Annotated in this window: 20 protein-coding genes; 15 read left to right on the top strand and 5 right to left on the bottom strand. The window is 60.1% G+C overall.

Translation table 11 applies throughout. The features are described from left to right. The first annotated feature begins 38 nt into the window (after window positions 1-38). The 7 genes from CS390_RS24295 (at window position 39) to CS390_RS24270 (ending at window position 4,430) form a co-directional block, all read left to right on the top strand. Window positions 39-941 (top strand): LysR substrate-binding domain-containing protein, encoded by a 903-nt coding sequence (locus tag CS390_RS24295; protein ID WP_099776390.1) that lies wholly within the window; start codon window positions 39-41, stop codon window positions 939-941. Window positions 942-1,101: 160 nt separating this feature from the next. Next, window positions 1,102-1,593 (top strand): hypothetical protein, encoded by a 492-nt coding sequence (locus tag CS390_RS24290; RefSeq protein ID WP_099776388.1) that lies wholly within the window; start codon window positions 1,102-1,104, stop codon window positions 1,591-1,593. Further along, window positions 1,485-1,718, top strand: a complete 234-nt coding sequence (locus tag CS390_RS25790; RefSeq protein WP_157767168.1) for a reprolysin-like metallopeptidase — start codon at window positions 1,485-1,487, stop codon at window positions 1,716-1,718. Before CS390_RS24290 ends, CS390_RS25790 begins: the two co-directional genes overlap by 109 nt. A 203-nt stretch (window positions 1,719-1,921) precedes the next feature. Continuing rightward, window positions 1,922-2,413: a 5-(carboxyamino)imidazole ribonucleotide mutase gene (gene purE / locus CS390_RS24285; protein WP_099776387.1), complete on the top strand. Its 492-nt coding sequence runs from the start codon at window positions 1,922-1,924 to the stop codon at window positions 2,411-2,413. A 10-nt stretch (window positions 2,414-2,423) separates the two neighbouring features. Further along, entirely contained in the window at window positions 2,424-3,506 is a 1,083-nt protein-coding gene (locus CS390_RS24280) for a 5-(carboxyamino)imidazole ribonucleotide synthase (RefSeq protein WP_065758114.1), read from the top strand. A 92-nt stretch (window positions 3,507-3,598) separates the two neighbouring features. Then, window positions 3,599-3,844, top strand: a complete 246-nt coding sequence (locus tag CS390_RS24275) for a GlsB/YeaQ/YmgE family stress response membrane protein (RefSeq protein ID WP_065758115.1) — start codon at window positions 3,599-3,601, stop codon at window positions 3,842-3,844. Between the two features lie 52 nt (window positions 3,845-3,896). Next, on the top strand, window positions 3,897-4,430 hold the full coding sequence (locus CS390_RS24270) for a DUF3299 domain-containing protein (protein WP_099776385.1): 534 nt from the start codon (window positions 3,897-3,899) through the stop codon (window positions 4,428-4,430). Window positions 4,431-4,466: 36 nt separating this feature from the next. Here CS390_RS24270 and CS390_RS24265 read toward each other — a convergent pair whose 3' ends face one another. Beyond that, complete coding sequence (locus tag CS390_RS24265) at window positions 4,467-5,363, bottom strand: D-hexose-6-phosphate mutarotase (RefSeq protein WP_065758117.1); 897 nt, start codon at window positions 5,361-5,363, stop codon at window positions 4,467-4,469. 72 nt (window positions 5,364-5,435) lie between these two features. Beyond that, window positions 5,436-5,837, bottom strand: coding sequence for an acyl-CoA thioesterase (locus tag CS390_RS24260; protein ID WP_065758118.1), 402 nt, complete (start codon window positions 5,835-5,837; stop codon window positions 5,436-5,438). 362 nt (window positions 5,838-6,199) lie between these two features. Here CS390_RS24260 and CS390_RS24255 point away from each other — a divergent pair, with 362 nt between their 5' ends. From CS390_RS24255 to CS390_RS24225, 7 genes are all read left to right on the top strand, one after another. Next, window positions 6,200-7,489, top strand: coding sequence for an MFS transporter (locus CS390_RS24255; RefSeq protein WP_065758119.1), 1,290 nt, complete (start codon window positions 6,200-6,202; stop codon window positions 7,487-7,489). A 162-nt stretch (window positions 7,490-7,651) separates the two neighbouring features. After that, entirely contained in the window at window positions 7,652-8,650 is a 999-nt protein-coding gene (locus CS390_RS24250) for a phosphate ABC transporter substrate-binding protein PstS (RefSeq protein ID WP_099776383.1), read from the top strand. Window positions 8,651-8,788: 138 nt separating this feature from the next. Continuing rightward, window positions 8,789-11,077 (top strand): ABC transporter permease subunit, encoded by a 2,289-nt coding sequence (locus CS390_RS24245; RefSeq protein WP_099776381.1) that lies wholly within the window; start codon window positions 8,789-8,791, stop codon window positions 11,075-11,077. 17 nt (window positions 11,078-11,094) lie between these two features. Then, window positions 11,095-12,765, top strand: coding sequence for a phosphate ABC transporter permease PstA (pstA, locus tag CS390_RS24240; protein WP_099776380.1), 1,671 nt, complete (start codon window positions 11,095-11,097; stop codon window positions 12,763-12,765). A gap of 82 nt (window positions 12,766-12,847) precedes the next feature. Further along, entirely contained in the window at window positions 12,848-13,681 is an 834-nt protein-coding gene (gene pstB, locus CS390_RS24235) for a phosphate ABC transporter ATP-binding protein PstB (protein WP_065758123.1), read from the top strand. Window positions 13,682-13,737: 56 nt separating this feature from the next. Beyond that, a complete protein-coding gene (gene phoU / locus CS390_RS24230; RefSeq protein ID WP_065758124.1) occupies window positions 13,738-14,496 on the top strand; it encodes a phosphate signaling complex protein PhoU in 759 nt (252 codons plus the stop codon). Window positions 14,497-14,658: 162 nt separating this feature from the next. After that, on the top strand, window positions 14,659-15,558 hold the full coding sequence (locus tag CS390_RS24225) for a response regulator (protein ID WP_065758125.1): 900 nt from the start codon (window positions 14,659-14,661) through the stop codon (window positions 15,556-15,558). A gap of 97 nt (window positions 15,559-15,655) precedes the next feature. Here CS390_RS24225 and CS390_RS24220 read toward each other — a convergent pair whose 3' ends face one another. The 3 genes from CS390_RS24220 to phoB form a co-directional block, all read right to left on the bottom strand. Further along, a complete protein-coding gene (locus CS390_RS24220) occupies window positions 15,656-16,996 on the bottom strand; it encodes a hemolysin family protein (RefSeq protein ID WP_065758126.1) in 1,341 nt (446 codons plus the stop codon). A 115-nt stretch (window positions 16,997-17,111) separates the two neighbouring features. Beyond that, the gene (gene phoR / locus CS390_RS24215) at window positions 17,112-18,386 is read right to left on the bottom strand and encodes a phosphate regulon sensor histidine kinase PhoR (protein WP_256587647.1); all 1,275 of its coding nucleotides are present in this window, start codon (window positions 18,384-18,386) and stop codon (window positions 17,112-17,114) included. Between the two features lie 97 nt (window positions 18,387-18,483). Next, a complete protein-coding gene (gene phoB, locus CS390_RS24210) occupies window positions 18,484-19,173 on the bottom strand; it encodes a phosphate regulon transcriptional regulator PhoB (RefSeq protein WP_065758128.1) in 690 nt (229 codons plus the stop codon). A gap of 146 nt (window positions 19,174-19,319) precedes the next feature. On the opposite strand from phoB, the gene CS390_RS24205 reads away from it, so the two are divergent. Further along, the gene (locus tag CS390_RS24205; protein WP_065758129.1) at window positions 19,320-19,694 is read left to right on the top strand and encodes a hypothetical protein; all 375 of its coding nucleotides are present in this window, start codon (window positions 19,320-19,322) and stop codon (window positions 19,692-19,694) included. Window positions 19,695-19,706 lie beyond the last annotated feature (12 nt).

Below are 19,706 nucleotides of genomic sequence, written 5' to 3'. Positions count from 1 at the left end.
GAGCGTGTGCCATTTTGGTGCATGCCTGGAGACCCTTGATGAACCTTGAAAGTAAATGGCTGGAAGACTTCAGTGCGCTGGCCGCTACCCGGAGCTTTTCGCAAGCGGCCGAGCGCCGTTTCGTGACCCAGCCGGCCTTCAGCCGGCGTATTCGCAGCCTGGAGGCGGCGTTGGGTCTGACCCTGGTCAACCGTTCGCGTACACCCATTGAGTTGACGGCTGCTGGCCAGTTGTTTCTGGTGACGGCGCGTACTGTGGTCGATCAGTTGGGCGAGGTACTGCGCCATTTGCATCACCTCGAAGGTGGGCAGGGCGAGGTCATTCAGGTGTCCGCGGCGCACTCTCTGGCACTGGGCTTTTTCCCGCGCTGGATCGCCCAATTACGCAACGATGGGCTCAATATCGCGACACGTTTGGTTGCAACTAACGTTGGCGATGCGGTGCATGCCTTGCGTGAAGGGGGTTGCGATCTGATGTTGGCGTTCTATGACCCGGATGCCGCGCTGCAGATGGATGCGGAAATCTTCCCGTCGCTGCACTTGGGGCATACCGAGATGCTCCCAGTCTGCGCGGCGGACGCGGACGGCAAGCCGCTGTTCGACCTCGAAGGCGAGGGCAGTGTGCCGTTGCTGGCGTACAGCGCCGGGGCATTCCTCGGGCGCTCGGTGAACCTGTTGTTGCGTCAGCGCAACCTGCGCTTCACCACAGTCTACGAGACGGCCATGGCCGACAGCCTCAAGAGCATGGCGCTGGAGGGGCTCGGTATCGCCTGGGTGCCACGGCTATCGGTAAGGGCTGAGTTGGAACGGGGGGAACTGGTGATTTGTGGTGGCAGCCAGTGGCACGTGCCACTGGAGATCCGCGTGTATCGCTGCGCGCTGGTGCGCAAGGCCAATGTTCGATTGCTCTGGCGCAAGCTGGAGCAGGCTGCGGCAAACTGATGTCTTTGTGGGCTTCCTACACCGTTTAGCTGCAAGCGCTACACGATGAAGAGGCGATGGCTGAATGCCGGGCGCTGGCATGACTTGTAGGTTATGTCGACGGCTTCTTCACGCCGCGCCTGTCATTAGGACGGGCGCACTCTTCTGAAAGGATTTCGGAATGCTCTATAAAAAATACGATCTTTACGAAAAGTACGGGGACTTTGACAAGTACGAGAAAAAGCCCGTGTTCATCTACCTGTTCTGCCACGATGATCTCGATGAAGGCTATCGACCGATCATCTACCGCGACTATCTGAAGGACTTGATGTATGAGCTGGAGCAGGTATTCCAGCGTGAAATCATTGTCGAGCTTCACTATGCCATCCCAGGTGTGACCGACTTCAGTTACAAGACCGAACTGGGCAGCGAGCGATCGAGTCTCGATGAGTTCGCCTCGCGCGGAGCAACGTTTGCCCAGGAGAACGATCTGTCCTACCGCCACAACTATCGTTATGGGCTCATCACCCAGGACGGGATCTCCAGCAGCGTGCATGGCATGGCATGGCCCAGGTTGGCGGGAATTTTTTCCTGGCGTCCGTTCAGGGTTACCAGCATATCGCCCATGAACTGGGCCATACATTCAACGCTTCGCATGAGCATGCGGAAGTGACGTTTGGCATCCCGCCAACACAAACCTACATGCATGAAGCCAACAATCCGCTCTATGCGAAGGACTACAGATTCTCTGACGTCAATCGCAGCCGTATGGCCGATTTTCTCGCATCGGTAGAGTAATACCGGGTACAAAAGCAATGCGCCCTTGCTGCACTGACTAATGGTCGGCAAGGGGGCTTTCTTCTGGCTGCTTTACGGTATACTGCGCGGCCCTTGGCTGGTCCCACCTGCCAATGAATTCGCATAACAAGCCACGCCGGTCGTCCCGCGTGGCTTGTTGTTTTTTGACGCGCCTGAAGGCGCCCAAGAGAAGAGGCTCGACGATGAGTGCACTGGTTGGCGTGATCATGGGCTCCAAGTCCGATTGGTCCACCCTTAGCCACACCGCCGATATGCTGGAAAAACTCGGCATTCCCTACGAAGTGAAGGTGGTCTCCGCCCATCGCACGCCGGACCTGCTGTTCCAGTATGCCGAAGAAGCTGAGGGCCGTGGCATCGAGGTGATCATCGCCGGTGCAGGGGGCGCAGCCCACCTGCCGGGCATGTGCGCTGCCAAGACTCACCTGCCGGTTTTGGGTGTGCCTGTGCAGTCCTCGATGCTCTCGGGTGTCGACTCGTTGCTGTCGATCGTGCAGATGCCCGCCGGTATTCCGGTGGCAACCCTGGCTATCGGCAAGGCCGGTGCGATCAATGCCGCGTTGCTTTCAGCGAGCATCCTGGGGGCCAAGCACCCTCATTTCCACGCCGTGCTGAAGCAGTTCCGCGCCGAGCAGACAGACAGCGTTCTGGACAATCCAGATCCACGCCAGGCCTGAGGTCACGAGCATGAAAATCGGTGTAATCGGTGGCGGCCAGTTGGGCCGCATGTTGGCCCTGGCAGGCACTCCGCTGGGCATGAATTTCGCTTTCCTTGACCCTGCACCGGACGCCTGTGCTGCGTCGTTGGGCGAGCACCTGCGCGCCGATTACGGTGACCAGGACCACTTGCGCCAATTGGCCGACGAAGTCGATCTGGTAACGTTCGAGTTCGAAAGCGTGCCAGCCGAAACCGTCGCCTTTCTGTCGCAGTTCGTACCGGTTTACCCAAGCGCCGAATCCCTGCGTATTGCGCGTGATCGCTGGTTCGAGAAGAGCATGTTCAAGGACCTGGGTATTCCAACCCCGTCCTTCGCCGATATCCAGTCGCAAGCTGACCTAGACGCCGCGGTGGCCAGCATCGGCCTGCCTGCAGTGCTGAAAACCCGTACCTTGGGTTATGACGGAAAAGGCCAGAAAGTACTGCGAACTGCAGCCGATGTAGTGGGTACTTTCGCCGAGCTGGGTAGCGTGCCGTGCCTGTTGGAAGGCTTTGTGCCATTTACTGGCGAAGTCTCGTTGATCGCCGTGCGCGCCCGTGACGGTGAAACCCGTTTCTACCCGCTGGTCCACAACACTCACGAGAGCGGCATCTTGCGCTTGTCGGTTGCCAGCAGCGAGCATCCACTGCAGGCGTTGGCGCAAGACTACGCCGGGCGTGTGCTGAAGCACCTCGACTACGTGGGTGTGCTGGCGTTCGAGTTCTTCGAGGTGGATGGCGGCCTGAAAGCCAACGAAATCGCGCCGCGGGTTCACAACTCCGGGCACTGGACCATCGAAGGCGCCGAGTGCAGCCAGTTCGAGAACCACCTGCGCGCCGTTGCGGGCCTGCCGCTGGGTTCGACCGACAAGGTCGGCGAAAGCGCCATGCTCAACTTCATCGGCGAAGTGCCGGCGGTGGAGCAGGTCATCGCTATCGACGACTGCCATCTGCATCACTACGGCAAAGCCTTCAAGGCCGGGCGCAAGGTTGGCCACGCCACCCTGCGTTGTGCCGACAAGGCCACGCTCGAGCAGAAAATCCAGCAGGTTGAAGCATTGATTTCCGCCTGAGCGGAACCTTCCTGCTCCCGCGTCCCTCTGATGGCAGGATGCCAAAGCGCTGACTAGGCTTTGGCCAATGCACGCACTTCAGAGGGATCGCCATGGGCATCATTGGAACTATCTTCATCGGCCTGGTCGTGGGTCTGCTGGCACGCTTCCTCAAGCCAGGCGACGACAACATGGGCTGGATCATGACGATTGTGCTCGGCATCTGTGGATCCGTGGCTGCCACCTATGGTGGCCAGGCCTTGGGGATCTACCATGCTGGCGAGGGGGCAGGTTTTTTCGGCGCGCTGGTCGGTGCGATTGTGCTGCTGCTGATCTTCGGTTTCATCAAAAAGAACTGACGTCAGGCTAGAATGCTCGGCAACTTACGTTCCCCTTGTTGCCGAGTTTTTCATGCGCCGTATTTTCCTGTGTGCTCTCCTGTTTTGCAGTGGCCTGGCCCATGCCGAGTTGCCGGAAACCGACTGGTTGGAGCTGATGCCCAAGTCGGACCAGAAGGCGCTTGAGGAAATGCCCGAAATTGACCACAACTCTCCCGAAGCCAATGGCACGTTCAGCAACAAGGGCGGCTTGAAGCAAAGCAAGGGACTGCCAGCGGTGATGTACTCGAGCAAGACCGTTGCGTCCATGAACGGCAAGCACATCCGCCTGGGTGGCTATCCGGTACCTCTGGAAACCGATGCCAAAGGCAAAAGCACCTTGTTTTTCCTGGTGCCCTACCCAGGTGCCTGCATTCACGTGCCGCCACCGCCACCGAACCAGTTGGTACTGGTGCGCTACCCCAAAGGCTTGAAACTGGACGATATCTACACGCCGTTATGGGTCACTGGCACGTTGAAGGTCGAGAAGGTCAGCAACGACCTGGCGGACGCAGCCTATGCGCTGGACGCCGGGCAGGTGCGGGTGGTGACGGACGCTGACCTTTGATGGCGTTGGCAAGCCAACGCCCACAGTAGTCCGGGTTTAGAGCGGCTCGCTGCCGATACTCAGGCTCAAGGTGTGACGGGCGCCTGGTGCCAGTTGCACCAGATCGTCCCAGACATTCGCCGTCTCTATGCACAGCATGCGCTGCCAGCCATCGTTGGCCATGTCGATCAGCTCGGCGGCGCGGTCGGTCCAGGGGTTCCAGATGACGGCCGAGCGCGAGCCACTGCTGCGCAACAGGATGCGACGGTTCCAGGCCGGGTCGACAATGCTCAGTTGCTCAGGCGCTTGCAGGTAGATACGGTCGGTTTCCCCGGCAAAACCCAGGTCACCCTGTTGGTTGCGTTGCTCCCAGTTGGCCAGCGTTTCGATGTAGTTCAGCCCGGCCACGCCCTCGACCCGAACCTGACGTACATCACTGACAGCGAAGTAGCTGTGCAGCGCCTGGCTGATGGTGACAGGGTCGCTACCCAGGTTTTCGCTGCTCAGGGTCAGGCTGAGTTGCTCGCCCATGACGATGCTCAGGTTTAGCGCGACGGTATGCGGCCAGCCGGGCAGGTTGCCCAGGGCTTGCGGCAGGGTGAAGTCGATACGCAACTCAGTGCTGCTGCTGTCGATGCCCAACAGTTGCCAGTCGCGCCCGCGTGCCAGGCCGTGGGCGGGCGCTTCACTGGCCTGGTACATGGCCTGCACGCTTTGCGGGTTGCGCGCCAGGTTGCCAAACCAGGGCCAGCATACCGGCACGCCTGCGCGTACCGACTTGCCCTGCTTGAACAGGGCCTGGTCGCTCAACCACAGCAGCGGCGGCTCGCCAACCCGTTGGTAGCTCAGCACCTGGGCACCCTGCTGGGCGATCAGTAGCTCAGCGCTGTCGCTGGTGATGCGCCAGCAGTTGAGCTCGCCGTGTTTTTCCGACTCTACCTTGGGTGTGGACATGCGTCTGATCTCGTTCGGTTGCCGTAAGGTCGTTGACCTCTCGTCTACCGCCGAGTGTACCGCGCCAGCCGCTCAGCGACGAGGTGGAACCGAGCGGGTGCGACCGCTGCCGTCGATGGCAACGAAGACGAACACCGCTTCGGTGACCTTGCGCCATTCGCTGGACAGCGGATCATCGCTCCACACTTCGACCATCATCTGGATCGAGCTGCGGCCGATCTCCAGGGTCTGGGTATAGAAGGACAGTTGTGCGCCGACGGCGACAGGCACCAGGAAGGCCATGCGATCAATTGCGACGGTAGCCACGCGGCCTCCTGCAACACGGCTGGCCATGGCCGTGCCGGCGAGGTCCATCTGGGCGACCAGCCAGCCGCCATAGATATCGCCGAAACCGTTGGTTTCACGTGGCAATGCAGTGATTTGCAGGGCCAGGTCGCCTTGCGGGATAGGATCTTCTTGTTCGAGTTCAATCATGCCGGGGTAGCCTCTGACCCGTGACGCTTCATTGGTTAGCGCAGTGTGGACGCCTCGACAAACGATTCAGCATACGCACGCTACGCTGCGTTCGCTTTAGCCAGGCGGCGAAAGGAAACTCTGCGAAACCGACTAAGTATATTCAGCGGCGCTTTCGCACAACATCCTCCATAAGGCGTAGCCTTTTCCTGCATGGGGCCAGTATATAGAGCCTCGCGTGCAGCGACGACCATACGGTCACCATTATCTGTCGTGAATGTGTACATCCTGTACGTTTTCAAGCAAATTGCCTCGGATCCAACATTTTTCCCTGGCTGCAACCAGCGCTGTTGCCGCTTTAACCATCAATAAGAGACGCGTCGATGACCTCCGTGCCCACCAGTATCGCGCAGCCCTCGCGGCCGCTGACTCGCAGTGACTACAAGACCTTGTCGCTTTCCGCCCTGGGTGGTGCGCTGGAGTTCTACGACTTCATTATCTTTGTGTTCTTCGCCAAAGTGGTCGGCCACTTGTTCTTCCCCGCCGACATGCCTGAATGGCTGCGCCTGATGCAGACCTTCGGCATCTTTGCTGCCGGCTACCTGGCACGCCCACTGGGCGGTATCGTCATGGCACACTTCGGTGACCTGTTGGGGCGCAAGAAGATGTTCACCCTGAGCATCTTCATGATGTCTGTGCCGACACTGATCATGGGCTTGCTCCCGACCTACGCGCAGATTGGCATGTGGGCGCCGATCCTGCTGTTGTTGATGCGGGTGATCCAGGGCGCGGCCATCGGTGGCGAAGTCCCAGGCGCCTGGGTGTTCGTCTCCGAGCATGTCCCGGCACGCAATACCGGCTATGCCTGCGGCACCCTCACGGCGGGGCTTACCTCCGGCATTCTGCTCGGCTCGCTGGTGGCTACCCTCATTAGCAGCCTCTACAGTGAGCAGGAACTGTCTGACTACGCTTGGCGGATTCCGTTCCTGCTGGGGGGTGTGTTTGGTCTGTTTTCGGTCTATCTGCGTCGCTGGTTGCACGAAACCCCGGTGTTCGCCGAGATGAAGGCGCGCCAGGCGTTGGCCGAAGAAGTGCCGCTGCGTGCGGTGCTGCGTGATCACCGCAGTGCCATCATCCTGTCGATGTTGCTGACCTGGCTGCTGTCGGCGGGCATCATCGTGGTGATCCTGATGACCCCGACCGTGCTGGAGACGGTCTACGGTATTCCCATGACCGTTGCGCTGCAGGCCAATAGCCTGGCCATTGTCCTGCTCAGCTTCGGCTGTGTCGCCGCCGGCATGCTCGCTGATCGCTTCGGTGCCGGGCGGGTGTTCGTGGTGGGCAGCCTGTGCCTGCTGGCCAGCTCATGGGCGTTTTATCACAGCCTGGCGACCCATCCCGAGTGGCTGTTTCCGATGTATGCACTGACCGGGTTGTGCGTCGGCATCGTCGGTGCAGTGCCTTATGTGATGGTACGGGCGTTTCCGCCTGTGGTGCGGTTCAGTGGCCTGTCCTTCTCCTACAACCTGGCGTACGCCATTTTTGGTGGCCTGACGCCGATGGTCGTGACCTATCTGCTCAAGCTCAGCCCCATGGGCCCGTCCTATTACGTGGCCGGTATTTGCACCATTGGTCTGCTAGTGGGTTGCTATTTACTGGCAACGAAGCGCTGAAAGCGCTCTAGCCCAGCAGTCGTTACATTTTGAAAAGGCCTTCCTGCCTGAGCGGTGATGGCCATTCATCTAATTGTCATATTCACTTCATAGAGTGGTCATACGCCCTGCAGATACTGGGGCCCGATTCATCTCAACCCCAATTCCTGCTAGGAGCAAGGCATGAAACTGAAGCGTTTGATGGCGGCCCTGACGTTTGCCGCCGCTGGCGTTGCCACCGCTAATGCGGTTGCCGCTGTTGACCCTGCTATTCCGACTTACGTCAAAACCACAGGCGTGTCGGGCAACCTCTCCAGCGTCGGTTCCGATACCCTGGCCAACCTGATGACCCTGTGGGCTGAAGCCTACAAAAAAGAATACCCGAACGTGAACATTCAGATTCAGGCTGCCGGTTCCTCCACCGCACCGCCTGCACTGACTGAAGGCACCGCTAACCTGGGCCCGATGAGCCGCAAGATGAAGGACGTCGAGTTGCAGGCGTTCGAGCAGAAGTATGGCTACAAGCCAACCGCAATCCCGGTTGCTGTTGATGCCCTGGCTGTCTTCGTGCACAAGGACAACCCGATCAAGGGTCTGACCATGGCTCAGGTCGATGCGATCTTCTCGTCGACTCGCCTGTGCGGTGGCAAGAACGATGTCAAAACCTGGGGTGACCTGGGTGTGACCGGCGACCTGGCCAACAAGCCGGTTCAGTTGTTCGGTCGTAACTCGGTGTCCGGCACCTACGGCTACTTCAAGGAAGAAGCCCTGTGCAAAGGCGACTTCAAGCCTAACGTCAACGAACAGCCAGGCTCGGCTTCGGTCGTGCAGTCGATCAGCAGCTCGCTGAACGGCATCGGTTACTCGGGCATCGGCTACAAAACCGCCAGCGTCAAGACTGTAGCCCTGGCCAAGAAAGAAGGCGGCGAGTTCGTTGAAGACAACGAAAGCAACGCCCTGAACGGCACCTACCCGCTGTCGCGCTTCCTCTACGTTTACGTCAACAAGGCCCCGAACAAGCCTCTGGCCCCGCTGGACGCCGAGTTCATCAAGCTGGTCCTGTCGCAAGCTGGCCAGCAGGTCGTAGTGAAAGATGGTTACATCCCGCTGCCGAAGAAAGTGGTCGACAAGGCCATGGCGGATCTCGGTCTGTCGCACAACGGTAACGTTGCCAAGAAGTAAGTGAGACCCCGGTGAGGGCTGGCCTACGGCTAGCCCTCCCACCCATTCCCGGTCCGAAGCCAGAACTCCTGAGCGGCGGGCTTTTTTGCGTCAATGCGCTGTCATGTTTTTGTAATACGGGACCGCTAGGGTGTGCGCATGAATGATCTGGCCAACTCCACCATGACCCAAAATTCTCCCCCCGTGCGGATTGATTTCAATGCGCCCGAGTTGCAACGCAAGCGCAAGATGCGTGCGTTCAAGGATCGCCTGACCCGCTGGTATGTACTGGTAGGCGGGCTTGCCGTGCTGGCGGCGATCACCCTGATCTTTTTCTATCTGGCTTATGTCGTGCTGCCACTGTTTCAGGGCGCCGAGCTGACCAGTAAGAAAGCCATGGAGCCGACCTGGCTGCAGCAGGATGCCGGCAAACCGCTGATGATTGCTCTTGAGGAGCAAAACCTCGTCGGTATGCGTGTGTCCGACAAGGGCCAGGCGCTGTTCTTCGACACCAAGACCGGTGCTGAAATCAACCGCGTCGACCTGCCCGTGCCGGCCGGCACCCAGGTGACTTCGATCAGTACCGACCAGCCGGGTAGCTCGCTGATCGTGCTGGGCTTGTCCAACGGTCAGGCCGTGGTATTCCACCACGCCTACAAGATCACCTATCCGGACAACAAGAAGACCATCACCCCTGGCATCGACTTCCCGTATGGCCAAGAGCCGTTCGTGCTCGACGAGCAGGGCCGCGCACTTGAGCACGTCAGCGTCAACGTCAACGGCGAGACCATAACGGTGGCAGGCTCGCACGGCTCGCAACTGCTGGTGACCCAGCTGACTCGCGAAGAGAACATGATGACCGGTGAGGTCACCAGCGAGCAGAACCGCATCGACCTGCCGCAGATGACCGAGCCGGTGAAGGCGATCTTCATCGACCCGCGTCAGCAATGGTTGTATGTGGTTAACGGTCGCGCCCAGGCCGATGTGTTCAGCCTGCGCGACAAGAGTCTTAATGGTCGCTACAAGCTGCTCGACGATGGCCAGGCCGAGATCACTGCCAGTGCCCAACTGGTCGGCGGTATATCGCTGGTCTTCGGTGACTCCAAGGGTGGCCTGAGCCAGTGGTTCATGGCCCGCGATCCGGATGGCGAGCAGCGCTTCAAGCTGATTCGTAGCTTCCAGATGGGCACTGCACCCGTAGTCCAGATAGACGCCGAAGATCGCCGCAAAGGCTTCATCGCCCTGGACAGCTCGGGCAAGCTCGGCGTGTTCCACAGCACCGCGCACCGCACCCTGCTGGTCGAGCCTGCTGCCGAGGGCGCAGGCATCCTCGCCCTGTCGCCGCGGGCCAACCGCATCTTCATCGAAGAAGGCGGCAAGCTGCTGCCCTTGAGCCTGAAGAACCCGCACCCGGAAGTATCCTGGAGCGCGCTGTGGAGCAAGGTCTGGTACGAGAACTACGACGAGCCCAAGTACGTCTGGCAGTCGACTGCTTCGAACACCGACTTCGAGCCTAAGTTGAGCCTTTCGCCACTGACCTTCGGTACCCTCAAGGCCGCGTTCTATGCGATGATCCTGGCGGCACCCTTGGCTATTGCCGCAGCGATTTACACCGCCTACTTCATGGCCCCAGGCATGCGCCGCAAGGTCAAGCCGGTGATTGAGCTGATGGAAGCGATGCCGACGGTGATCCTCGGCTTCTTCGCCGGCCTGTTCCTCGCACCGTACCTTGAAGGCCACCTGCCGGGTGTCTTCAGCCTCTTCCTGCTGATGCCGATCGGCATCCTGCTGGCCGGCTTCGCCTGGAGCCGCCTGCCGGAATCGCTGCGCCTGCGTGTGCCAGATGGCTGGGAAGCAGCGATCCTGATCCCGGTGATCCTGTTCACCGGCTGGTTCGCCCTGTACATGAGTCCGTTCATCGAAACCTGGTGGTTCGGCGGCGACATGCGCCTTTGGATCAGCAACGACCTGGGCATCACCTACGACCAGCGCAACGCCCTGGTAGTTGGTATCGCCATGGGCTTCGCGGTGATCCCGAACATCTACTCGATTGCCGAAGACGCCGTGTTCAGCGTGCCACGCAGCCTGACCCTGGGTTCCTTGGCGCTGGGCGCCACGCCGTGGCAGACCCTGACCCGTGTGGTCATCCTGACCGCCAGCCCGGGGATCTTCTCGGCGCTGATGATCGGTATGGGCCGTGCGGTCGGTGAAACCATGATCGTGCTGATGGCCACGGGTAACACCCCGGTCATGGAACTGAACCTGTTTGAAGGTATGCGCACCCTGGCGGCCAACGTCGCGGTGGAGATGCCGGAATCGGAAGTCGGTGGCAGCCATTACCGCGTGCTGTTCCTCGCCGCGCTGGTACTGCTGATGTTCACCTTCGTGATGAACACCTTGGCCGAGCTGATTCGCCAGCGTCTGCGCAAGAAATACTCGTCGCTTTGATAGGAAGGTAGAGATCCGTGAAAAAGGATTCCCTCAAAAGCTGGTTCAAGAGCGGCGCCCCTGGCGTCTGGATCAGCGGTGGCGCGGTCGCCATTGCGGTGATCATGACCGTGGGCCTGCTGGCGGTGATCGCCGTGCGTGGCCTAGGCCACTTCTGGCCGGCCGACCTGATCCAGGCTACCTATAAGGTGCCGGGCCAGGCTGATCATGTGGTCATCGGTGAAGTGGTACAGAAGGAAGAGGTGCCGCTGGCGCGTTTGAAGGGCGCCGGTCTGCCGGTGCCGGACAACGGCCCGGAGTTCATGACCCGCGAGCTGATCAAGGTCGGTAATCGCGACCTCAATGGCAGCGACTTCACCTGGGTGGTCGGTGACTGGCTGGTGGATCAAACCACCCCCGCCGAACTGATCGCTCTGGAACGCCGCGAGTGGGGTAACTTCTACGGCTACCTGGTCAGCGTCAAGGAAAACGGCAAGGTTGTCGCCGAAGGTCAAGCGGCCTGGGGCGAGCTGCAAGCGCGCCTCAAGCGTGCCAGCAAACTGGCCGGCGACCTGCAGACCCTTGAGAAGAAAGACATCGGTGCGATCAACCATGGCCTGGAGCGCCTGCGCCTTCACAGCCGTAAACTTGAGCTTGACGGCAAGCTGGACGCCGCTGCTCAGGCGGACATGGACGCCGAGCGCGCCGAGCTGGACAGCCGCTACAAGGCCGTTGAGGACCGCTTGGGCGCGCTGCATCGCGAGTTCAGCCGCGACAGTCTGGTTGCCCGTGATGGTAATGGTCGCGAAGTAGAGATCAACCTGGACAAGGTGGTGCATGCCTATCAGCCAAACGGCATGGGTACCTTTACCAAGCTGGGCACCTACTTCGCAAAGGTCTGGGAGTTTTTGAGCGACGACCCGCGTGAAGCCAACACTGAGGGCGGGATCTTCCCGGCGATCTTCGGTACGGTGATGATGACCCTGATCATGGCCGTGATCGTCACGCCGTTCGGCGTACTGGCGGCGGTGTACCTGCGTGAATATGCACGTCAGGGCCCGGTCACGCGCTTGATCCGTATTGCGGTGAACAACCTGGCGGGTGTTCCGGCGATCGTCTACGGTGTGTTCGGCTTGGGCTTCTTCGTCTACGTGCTGGGTGGCTCGATCGACCGGCTGTTCTTCCCCGAAGCCCTGCCGGCGCCAACCTTGGGTACTCCAGGCCTGCTGTGGGCCTCGCTGACCCTGGCCCTGCTGGCCGTGCCGGTGGTGATCGTGGCTACCGAAGAAGGCCTGGCGCGTATCCCGCGTACCGTGCGTGAGGGCTCGTTGGCCCTCGGTGCGACCAAGGCCGAAACGCTGTGGAAGATCGTTCTGCCAATGGCCAGCCCGGCGATGATGACCGGCATGATCCTCGCCGTTGCGCGTGCCGCCGGTGAGGTGGCGCCGCTGATGCTGGTAGGTGTGGTGAAACTGGCGCCGTCGTTGCCAGTGGACGGTAACTACCCGTACCTGCACCTGGACCAGAAGATCATGCACCTGGGCTTCCACATCTATGACGTGGGCTTCCAGAGCCCGAACGTCGAGGCCGCGCGGCCGCTGGTGTACGCCACCGCCCTGTTGCTGGTGCTGGTGATCGCCACCCTCAACCTTTCGGCGGTGTGGATCCGTAACCACCTGCGCGAGAAGTACAAGGCGCTGGACAGCTGATCGACAGCCCCCTGAATTGCAAGTGCCGCCCGGTCGCCGGGCGGTTCGATGAAACGAAATTGATAGCGTATGGAGTCTAACCATGCAGCATGAATCCCACGCCCACGGCATCGATATGTCGGCCCTGGGTCGCGACAAGCAGAGCCTGCGCCTGGCGGAAGAAACCGTGGCCATCGAAGTGCCGGGTTTGAGCCTGTACTACGGCGAAAAGCAGGCACTGTTTGACGTCAGCATGAATATTCCCAAGCAGCGCGTTACTGCCTTCATCGGCCCGTCCGGTTGCGGCAAGTCGACCCTGCTGCGAACCTTCAACCGGATGAACGATCTGGTCGACGGTTGCCGTGTCGAAGGCGCGATCAACCTGTATGGCAACAACATCTACCGCAAGGGCGAGGATGTCGCCGAGCTGCGTCGTCGCGTCGGCATGGTGTTCCAGAAGCCGAACCCGTTCCCCAAGACCATCTATGAGAACGTGGTCTACGGCCTGCGTATTCAGGGCATCAACAAGAAGCGTGTGCTCGACGAGGCCGTTGAGTGGGCGCTCAAGGGCGCAGCACTGTGGGATGAGGTCAAGGATCGCCTGCATGAGTCGGCGCTGGGTTTGTCCGGTGGTCAGCAGCAGCGTCTGGTGATTGCCCGTACCATCGCCGTTGAGCCGGAAGTCTTGCTGCTCGACGAACCGTGTTCGGCACTCGACCCGATCTCCACGCTGAAGGTCGAAGAGCTGATCTACGAACTGAAATCCAAGTACACCATCGTGATCGTCACCCACAACATGCAACAGGCTGCACGGGTATCGGACTACACCGCGTTCATGTACATGGGCAAACTGGTCGAGTTTGGTGATACCGACACCCTGTTCACCAACCCGGCGAAGAAACAGACCGAAGACTACATCACCGGTCGCTATGGCTAGGGCTCAGCGCCTGAACGCCGCCTGACCGTATTCACCGGATGCCCCAAGGATTCTCCATGATCGATAAAGACAGCCTTACCCATCACATCTCCCAGCAGTTCAACGCCGAGCTTGAAGAAGTGCGCAGCCACCTCCTGGCGATGGGTGGCCTGGTCGAGAAACAGGTCAACGACGCGGTGACCGCGCTGATCGAGGCCGACTCGGGCCTTGCCCAGCAGGTGCGTGAGGTGGACGAGCAGATCAACCAGATGGAACGCAACATCGACGAAGAGTGCGTACGCATTCTGGCCCGTCGACAGCCGGCTGCCTCCGACCTGCGTTTGATCATCAGCATTTCCAAGTCGGTGATTGACCTGGAGCGCATTGGTGACGAATCGACCAAGATCGCCCGTCGAGCCATCCAGCTGTGCGAAGAGGGCGAGTCGCCACGCGGTTATGTCGAAGTACGTCACATTGGCGACCAGGTGCGTAACATGGTTCGTGATGCGCTGGACGCTTTCGCCCGCTTCGACGCCGACCTGGCGTTGTCGGTGGCCCAGTACGACAAGACCATCGACCGTGAGTACAAAACGGCGCTGCGCGAGCTTGTGACTTACATGATGGAAGACCCGCGTTCTATTTCGCGGGTATTGAGCGTGATCTGGGCTTTGCGCTCGCTCGAGCGTATCGGTGACCACGCACGCAACATCGCCGAGCTGGTGATTTATCTGGTGCGCGGCACCGACGTTCGCCATCTGGGCTTGGCAAGGATGAAAGAAGAGGTTCAGGGCGGCGCCGAAAAGGCTAATGTTCCCGGCAAATCGGACGATAAGTAAGACTGCCCCGAGAATGAACGCCCGGCCTTGGCCGGGCGTTTTCGTTTGCGGTCGAGCAAGTGAGGTGGCACCCCGCGAACGCAAGAGAGTCCCGGCGTGACCCGTTTTTGGCAGATGGCCATCAGTCAGCGTTATGCTAGCCGGGGTTGAAAAGGAGTGGCGATGAGTAAAGTCAGTGTTTTGGTGGTGGATGATGCGCCCTTCATCCGCGATCTGGTAAAGAAATGCCTGCGCAATGCCTTTCCCGGCATCGTGACCGAAGATGCGGTCAACGGTCGCAAGGCTCAGGCAATCTTGTCCCGTGAGGCCTTTGACCTGGTGTTGTGCGACTGGGAAATGCCGGAAATGTCGGGTATTGAGCTGCTGACCTGGTGTCGCCAGCAGGAGTCGATGAAGGCGTTGCCCTTCATCATGGTGACCAGCCGTGGCGATAAAGAAAACGTTGTCCAGGCTATCCAGGCTGGCGTTTCGGACTTTATCGGCAAGCCGTTCACGAACGAGCAGTTGCTGACCAAGGTCAAGAAAGCCTTGTCCAAGGTGGGCAAGCTCGACGCACTGCTGTCCAGCGCGCCGACCCGCGCCAACTCCGCGTTTGCCAATGATTCGTTGAGCGCCCTGACCGGCGGCAAGGCCGAAACCGTCAAGCCGACGGCTGCACCCGCGGTTGCCCCAGCCAAGCCGCTGATCAATGCACCCACGCCACAGGCCAAAGCGGCAGCTCCGGCCGGTCGTGGTCAAGGCCAACTGCGCTTGCCAAGTGGTACTCAGCCCTGTGTGATCAAGGCCCTGAGCCTCAAGGAAGCCCTGATTGTGGTGCGCCGCAGTGAGACACTGCCGCAAGTGCTGGAAGGCGCGGTGCTCGACCTGGAGCAGGGCGAAAGTGCTGAAACCGCACGCTTGAACGGCTACCTGCATGCGGTAGCGGCCTTGGAGCCAAGGCCGGACAGCGACTGGTTGCAGATTACGTTCCGTTTCGTCGACCAGGACGCGCAGAAGCTCGACTACGTTTCGCGGCTGATTGCCCGGGGTACGGCGCAGAAGCACTTCACCCCCGGCGCCTGATCCGCCTCGTCGACGCCTGTAGGGCCTGCTGCATGCCCTGCAGGTCAGTTCTACCAGGCCATCCTGCGGGTTACCCTGCCGGTAACCCGTAGTGCGGTCAGTCGAGCTTGAGAACCTTGGCCAGCACGATCTTCGGCCCTTTCATCTTCTTGATGATGATTCGCAGGCCTTCGACTTCCAGCACTTCTTCCTCTTCCGGTACCCGCTTGAGGGTCTCATAGACCAACCCGGCGAGCGTTTCGGCTTCGATGTGGTCCAGGTCAACGCCAAGCAGGCGTTCAACCTTGAACAACGGCGTATCGCCCCGCACCAGCAGTTTGCCCGGTTGGTAGGCGAGAATGCCGCGTTCGGCCTTGCGGTGCTCGTCCTGAATATCGCCGACCAGCACTTCCAGTACGTCTTCCATGGTCAGGTAGCCGATGACCTTGCCGTCGGCTTCCTCGACCAGGGCGAAGTGCGCGCCGCCCTGGCGGAACTGCTCCAGCAGTTGCGACAGCGGCATATGCCGGGAAACGCGCTCCAGTGGTCGGGTCAGCTCGGCCAGGTTGAAGGACTCCGGAATATGATCCAGGTCGGCCAGTTCCAGCAGCAGGTCCTTGATATGCAGCAGGCCGATAAATTCACCACGCTCCGTGTCATAGACCGGGTAGCGGCTGAACTTGTGTCGGCGGAACATCGCCAGGATGTCCTTGAGGGGGGCGTTGGCTTCCAGGCTGACCATGTCTTCCCGGGAGTTTGCCCAGTCGACGACTTCCAGCTCACCCATCTCCACTGCCGAGGCCAATACGCGCATGCCTTGGTCGCTTGGGTCTTGCCCACGGCTTGAGTGCAGGATCAGCTTGAGTTCTTCACGGCTGTAGTGGTGCTCATGGTGTGGCCCAGGCTCGCCTTGGCCAGCGATCCGCAGGATGGCGTTGGCACTGGCGTTGAGCAGGTAGATCGCCGGGTACATCGTCCAGTAGAACAGGTACAGCGGCACGGCTGTCCACAGCGACAACAGCTCAGGCTTGCGAATGGCCCAGGATTTTGGCGCCAGCTCACCGACCACGATGTGCAGGTAGGAAATGACAAAGAAGGCGCTGAAGAACGAGACCGCCTTGATCACTTCTGGCGACTGCACGCCAACGGCGCCCAGCAGGGGTTCGAGCAGGTGAGCGAAAGCCGGCTCACCGACCCAGCCCAGGCCCAGCGAGGCGAGGGTGATGCCGAGTTGGCAGGCCGATAGGTAGGCGTCCAGCTGGCTGTGTACGGTGCGTAGGATGTGCCCGCGCCAGCCATTCTTATCAGCGATGGCCTCGACCCGGGTCGAGCGCAGCTTGACCATGGCGAACTCGGCGGCAACGAAGAAGCCGTTGAGCAGAACCAGTAGCAGCGCGAAGAGAATCATGCCGAAATCGGCGAAAAGTGAAGCGAGGCTAAAACCAGCGGAAGGGTCCATGATGGATTTTTAAGGGGTCCGTCTTCTGAAGAAATAGAGAGATGCTGCGCCGACTTCTGTCGGCGCAAGTGGGCCAATGTAGCGGCTGAAGGCGCAAATGCCTAGTGGCGCGCGTTCAGGAGGCGTTTTGCAGGGCCAGTTGTGTGGCCGCAAAATGGCAGGTAAAGGTGCTGCCGTGGCCCAGGACACTGCTGATCTCCAGGCGACCACGATGGCGCAGCAGCACATGCTTGACGATTGCCAGGCCCAGGCCGGTGCCGCCGGTATTGGAGGCACGGCTGGAGTCGACCCGGTAGAAGCGCTCAGTCAGGCGCGGTAGGTGCTTGGGGTCGATGCCGATCCCGGAGTCCTGCACGCTCAGGTGCGCACCCTGGCTATCGCTCCACCAGCGGATGCGGATCTGGCCGCCATCCGGGGTGTATTTCACGGCGTTGAAGATCAGGTTGGAAAAGGCGCTGCGCAGTTCTGCTTCGCTGCCTTTGAGGTACACGTCGCCTTCGGTTTCCAGCGTGATGTTCTGGTTGCGTTGCCCGGACAAGGCTTTGGCGTCAGCTTTGATCGACTGCAGCAGGGCATTGATCGCCACCGGTTGGTTGTCCGAGGGGTAGTCGGTGGCTTCCAGCTTGGCGAGCAGCAGCAGGTCGTTGAGCAGGGTTTGCATCCGCCCACCTTGCTGCTGCATCTGTTGCAGCGCCCGTACCCAGCGCGGGTTGACGTCTTCGACGTTGTCCAGCAGGGTTTCCAGGTAACCGGCGATTACCGTCAGCGGTGTGCGCAGTTCGTGGGACACGTTGGCGACGAAGTCCTTGCGCATCTGTTCAAGCTGATGAATGCGGGTGACATCGCGCACGAGCATCAAATGCTCGTTGTTGCCGTAGCGGGTGATGTGCAGCTGCACGCGCAGGCGGTCATTGATCGGCGAGGGAATTTCCAAGGGTTCAAGGTAGTTCTCCTGTTCGAAGTACTCCTTGAAGCGAGGATGGCGAACCAGGTTGGTGACCGGTTGGCCGCTGTCCTGTGGGGTCTTGAGGCCCAGCAGGGTTTCTGCGGCACGGTTCCACCACTCCAGGTTACCGTCGCTGTCGAGCATGATCACCGCATCCTTCAGTGCGGCGGTCGACTCCTGAACGCGGTCGATGACCGCTTGCAGGCGTCCGCGAACGCGCTGATCGCGACGTTGCAGGTGATAGATGCTATCGAAAACCTCGCCCCACAGGCCGTAGCCATCGGGCGGCGCTTCGTCGACCTGATGCAGCCGCAGCCATTCGTGCAGGCGCAGGAGTTGCTTTAAGGTCCAGCCCAGATAGAGCCCCAGGCCCAGCGCCAGGCTCCATCCATAATAGCCGCTGACAAGGCCTGCCAGCAGGCAGACCGTGATCAACAGCAACATGTGGCGAATCAGTGTGCCATGCCAGTTCTGGTTCAATTAGCGGAACATCCTTTCCAGAGGCAGCTGCGCGCTGCAAGCCGATGCGCGCGTTGACGCTTCAGCTTTTAGTCGAAAAACGGTAGCCGGTGCCACGAACGGTTTGTACCAGATTCTCGTAGGCTTCACCCAGCGCTTTGCGCAGGCGACGAATATGCACATCGACGGTGCGCTCTTCAACGTAGACGTTTCCGCCCCAGACCTGATCAAGCAGCTGACCACGGGTGTAGGCGCGCTCCTGGTGGGTCATGAAGAACTGCAGCAAGCGGTATTCGGTCGGGCCCATTTCGGCAGGTTTGCCATCGATGGTTACGCGGTGGCTGATCGGATCGAGCAGCAACCCACCCACTTCGATGGGCGCTTCGCCGTCACTTGGGCCGGCGCGGCGCAACACGGCTTTGAGGCGTGCCACCAGCTCTCGTGGCGAGAACGGCTTGGTGATGTAGTCGTCAGCGCCGACTTCCAACCCCTGGATCTTGTTGTCTTCCTCACCCTTGGCGGTGAGCATGATGATCGGGATGTCGCCAGTCAGTTCATCGCGCTTCAGGCGTCGGGCCAGTTCGATGCCTGAGGTGCCAGGCAGCATCCAGTCGAGCAGGATCAGGTCGGGCTTGCGGTCGACGATGATGGCATGTGCCTGCTGCGAATTTTCTGCTTCAAGGCATTCATAGCCGGCCATTTCCAATGCAACGGCGATCATCTCGCGAATCGGCGCTTCGTCGTCGACGATTAGAATGTTTCTGCCAACCATGCTTTAACCTCTTACCATTCAGGTGTCTTGGCCCGCATTAGATAACGGAATTATTGCAGTCGTGTGACAGGTCGTGGGCGCTTGCAGCAACATTCTGTTACTGAGCTAGGCTTAAAGCTCACTCCCGAGAACAGAAGGTGGATCCAATGACACGACATACGCTGAACTGGATGGCGCTTTTCACGGTAGCGGCACTGGCCTTGCCGGGGGTGGCCTTGGCCGAATATGCCATGGAAAAGGACGGCATGCTTGTCGATGCACATGGCATGACCCTTTATACCTTTGACAAGGATATGGGGGGCAAGTCGATGTGCAGTGGTGAGTGTGCCAAGAACTGGCCGCCGCTGATGGTCAAGGCCGGCGAGAAAGCCGAGGGTGAATGGACGCAGATCAAGCGTGATGACGGTACGATGCAGTGGGCCTACGATGGCAAGCCGGTGTACACCTTTATCAATGACAAGAAAGCCGGCGATATGTTTGGCGACGGTATGAAGGACGTCTGGCACGTAGCCAAACCCTGAGCGCCGCCCAAA

The sequence above is a fragment of the Pseudomonas sp. HLS-6 genome (assembly GCF_002753995.1).
Classification (GTDB): Bacteria; Pseudomonadota; Gammaproteobacteria; order Pseudomonadales; family Pseudomonadaceae; genus Aquipseudomonas; species Aquipseudomonas defluvii.
The sequence above is the reverse complement of the archived record's forward strand: the minus strand, read 5'-3'. Positions and strand labels throughout refer to the sequence as shown.

What these genes read in the sequence shown, in the direction of transcription:
- phoU (WP_065758124.1), top strand. Translation starts at nt 13,738, where the DNA reads ATGATCGATAAAGACAGCCTTACCCATCACATCTCCCAGCAGTTCAAC.
- CS390_RS24270 (WP_099776385.1), top strand. Translation starts at nt 3,897, where the DNA reads ATGCGCCGTATTTTCCTGTGTGCTCTCCTGTTTTGCAGTGGCCTGGCC.
- CS390_RS24255 (WP_065758119.1), top strand. Translation starts at nt 6,200, where the DNA reads ATGACCTCCGTGCCCACCAGTATCGCGCAGCCCTCGCGGCCGCTGACT.
- CS390_RS24250 (WP_099776383.1), top strand. Translation starts at nt 7,652, where the DNA reads ATGAAACTGAAGCGTTTGATGGCGGCCCTGACGTTTGCCGCCGCTGGC.
- CS390_RS24265 (WP_065758117.1), bottom strand. Translation starts at nt 5,363, where the DNA reads ATGTCCACACCCAAGGTAGAGTCGGAAAAACACGGCGAGCTCAACTGC.
- purE (WP_099776387.1), top strand. Translation starts at nt 1,922, where the DNA reads ATGAGTGCACTGGTTGGCGTGATCATGGGCTCCAAGTCCGATTGGTCC.
- CS390_RS24245 (WP_099776381.1), top strand. Translation starts at nt 8,789, where the DNA reads ATGAATGATCTGGCCAACTCCACCATGACCCAAAATTCTCCCCCCGTG.
- CS390_RS24260 (WP_065758118.1), bottom strand. Translation starts at nt 5,837, where the DNA reads ATGATTGAACTCGAACAAGAAGATCCTATCCCGCAAGGCGACCTGGCC.
- CS390_RS24205 (WP_065758129.1), top strand. Translation starts at nt 19,320, where the DNA reads ATGACACGACATACGCTGAACTGGATGGCGCTTTTCACGGTAGCGGCA.
- CS390_RS24280 (WP_065758114.1), top strand. Translation starts at nt 2,424, where the DNA reads ATGAAAATCGGTGTAATCGGTGGCGGCCAGTTGGGCCGCATGTTGGCC.
- phoB (WP_065758128.1), bottom strand. Translation starts at nt 19,173, where the DNA reads ATGGTTGGCAGAAACATTCTAATCGTCGACGACGAAGCGCCGATTCGC.
- CS390_RS24290 (WP_099776388.1), top strand. Translation starts at nt 1,102, where the DNA reads ATGCTCTATAAAAAATACGATCTTTACGAAAAGTACGGGGACTTTGAC.
- CS390_RS24220 (WP_065758126.1), bottom strand. Translation starts at nt 16,996, where the DNA reads ATGGACCCTTCCGCTGGTTTTAGCCTCGCTTCACTTTTCGCCGATTTC.
- CS390_RS24225 (WP_065758125.1), top strand. Translation starts at nt 14,659, where the DNA reads ATGAGTAAAGTCAGTGTTTTGGTGGTGGATGATGCGCCCTTCATCCGC.
- CS390_RS24295 (WP_099776390.1), top strand. Translation starts at nt 39, where the DNA reads ATGAACCTTGAAAGTAAATGGCTGGAAGACTTCAGTGCGCTGGCCGCT.
- CS390_RS24275 (WP_065758115.1), top strand. Translation starts at nt 3,599, where the DNA reads ATGGGCATCATTGGAACTATCTTCATCGGCCTGGTCGTGGGTCTGCTG.
- CS390_RS25790 (WP_157767168.1), top strand. Translation starts at nt 1,485, where the DNA reads ATGGCCCAGGTTGGCGGGAATTTTTTCCTGGCGTCCGTTCAGGGTTAC.
- phoR (WP_256587647.1), bottom strand. Translation starts at nt 18,386, where the DNA reads ATGTTGCTGTTGATCACGGTCTGCCTGCTGGCAGGCCTTGTCAGCGGC.
- pstB (WP_065758123.1), top strand. Translation starts at nt 12,848, where the DNA reads ATGCAGCATGAATCCCACGCCCACGGCATCGATATGTCGGCCCTGGGT.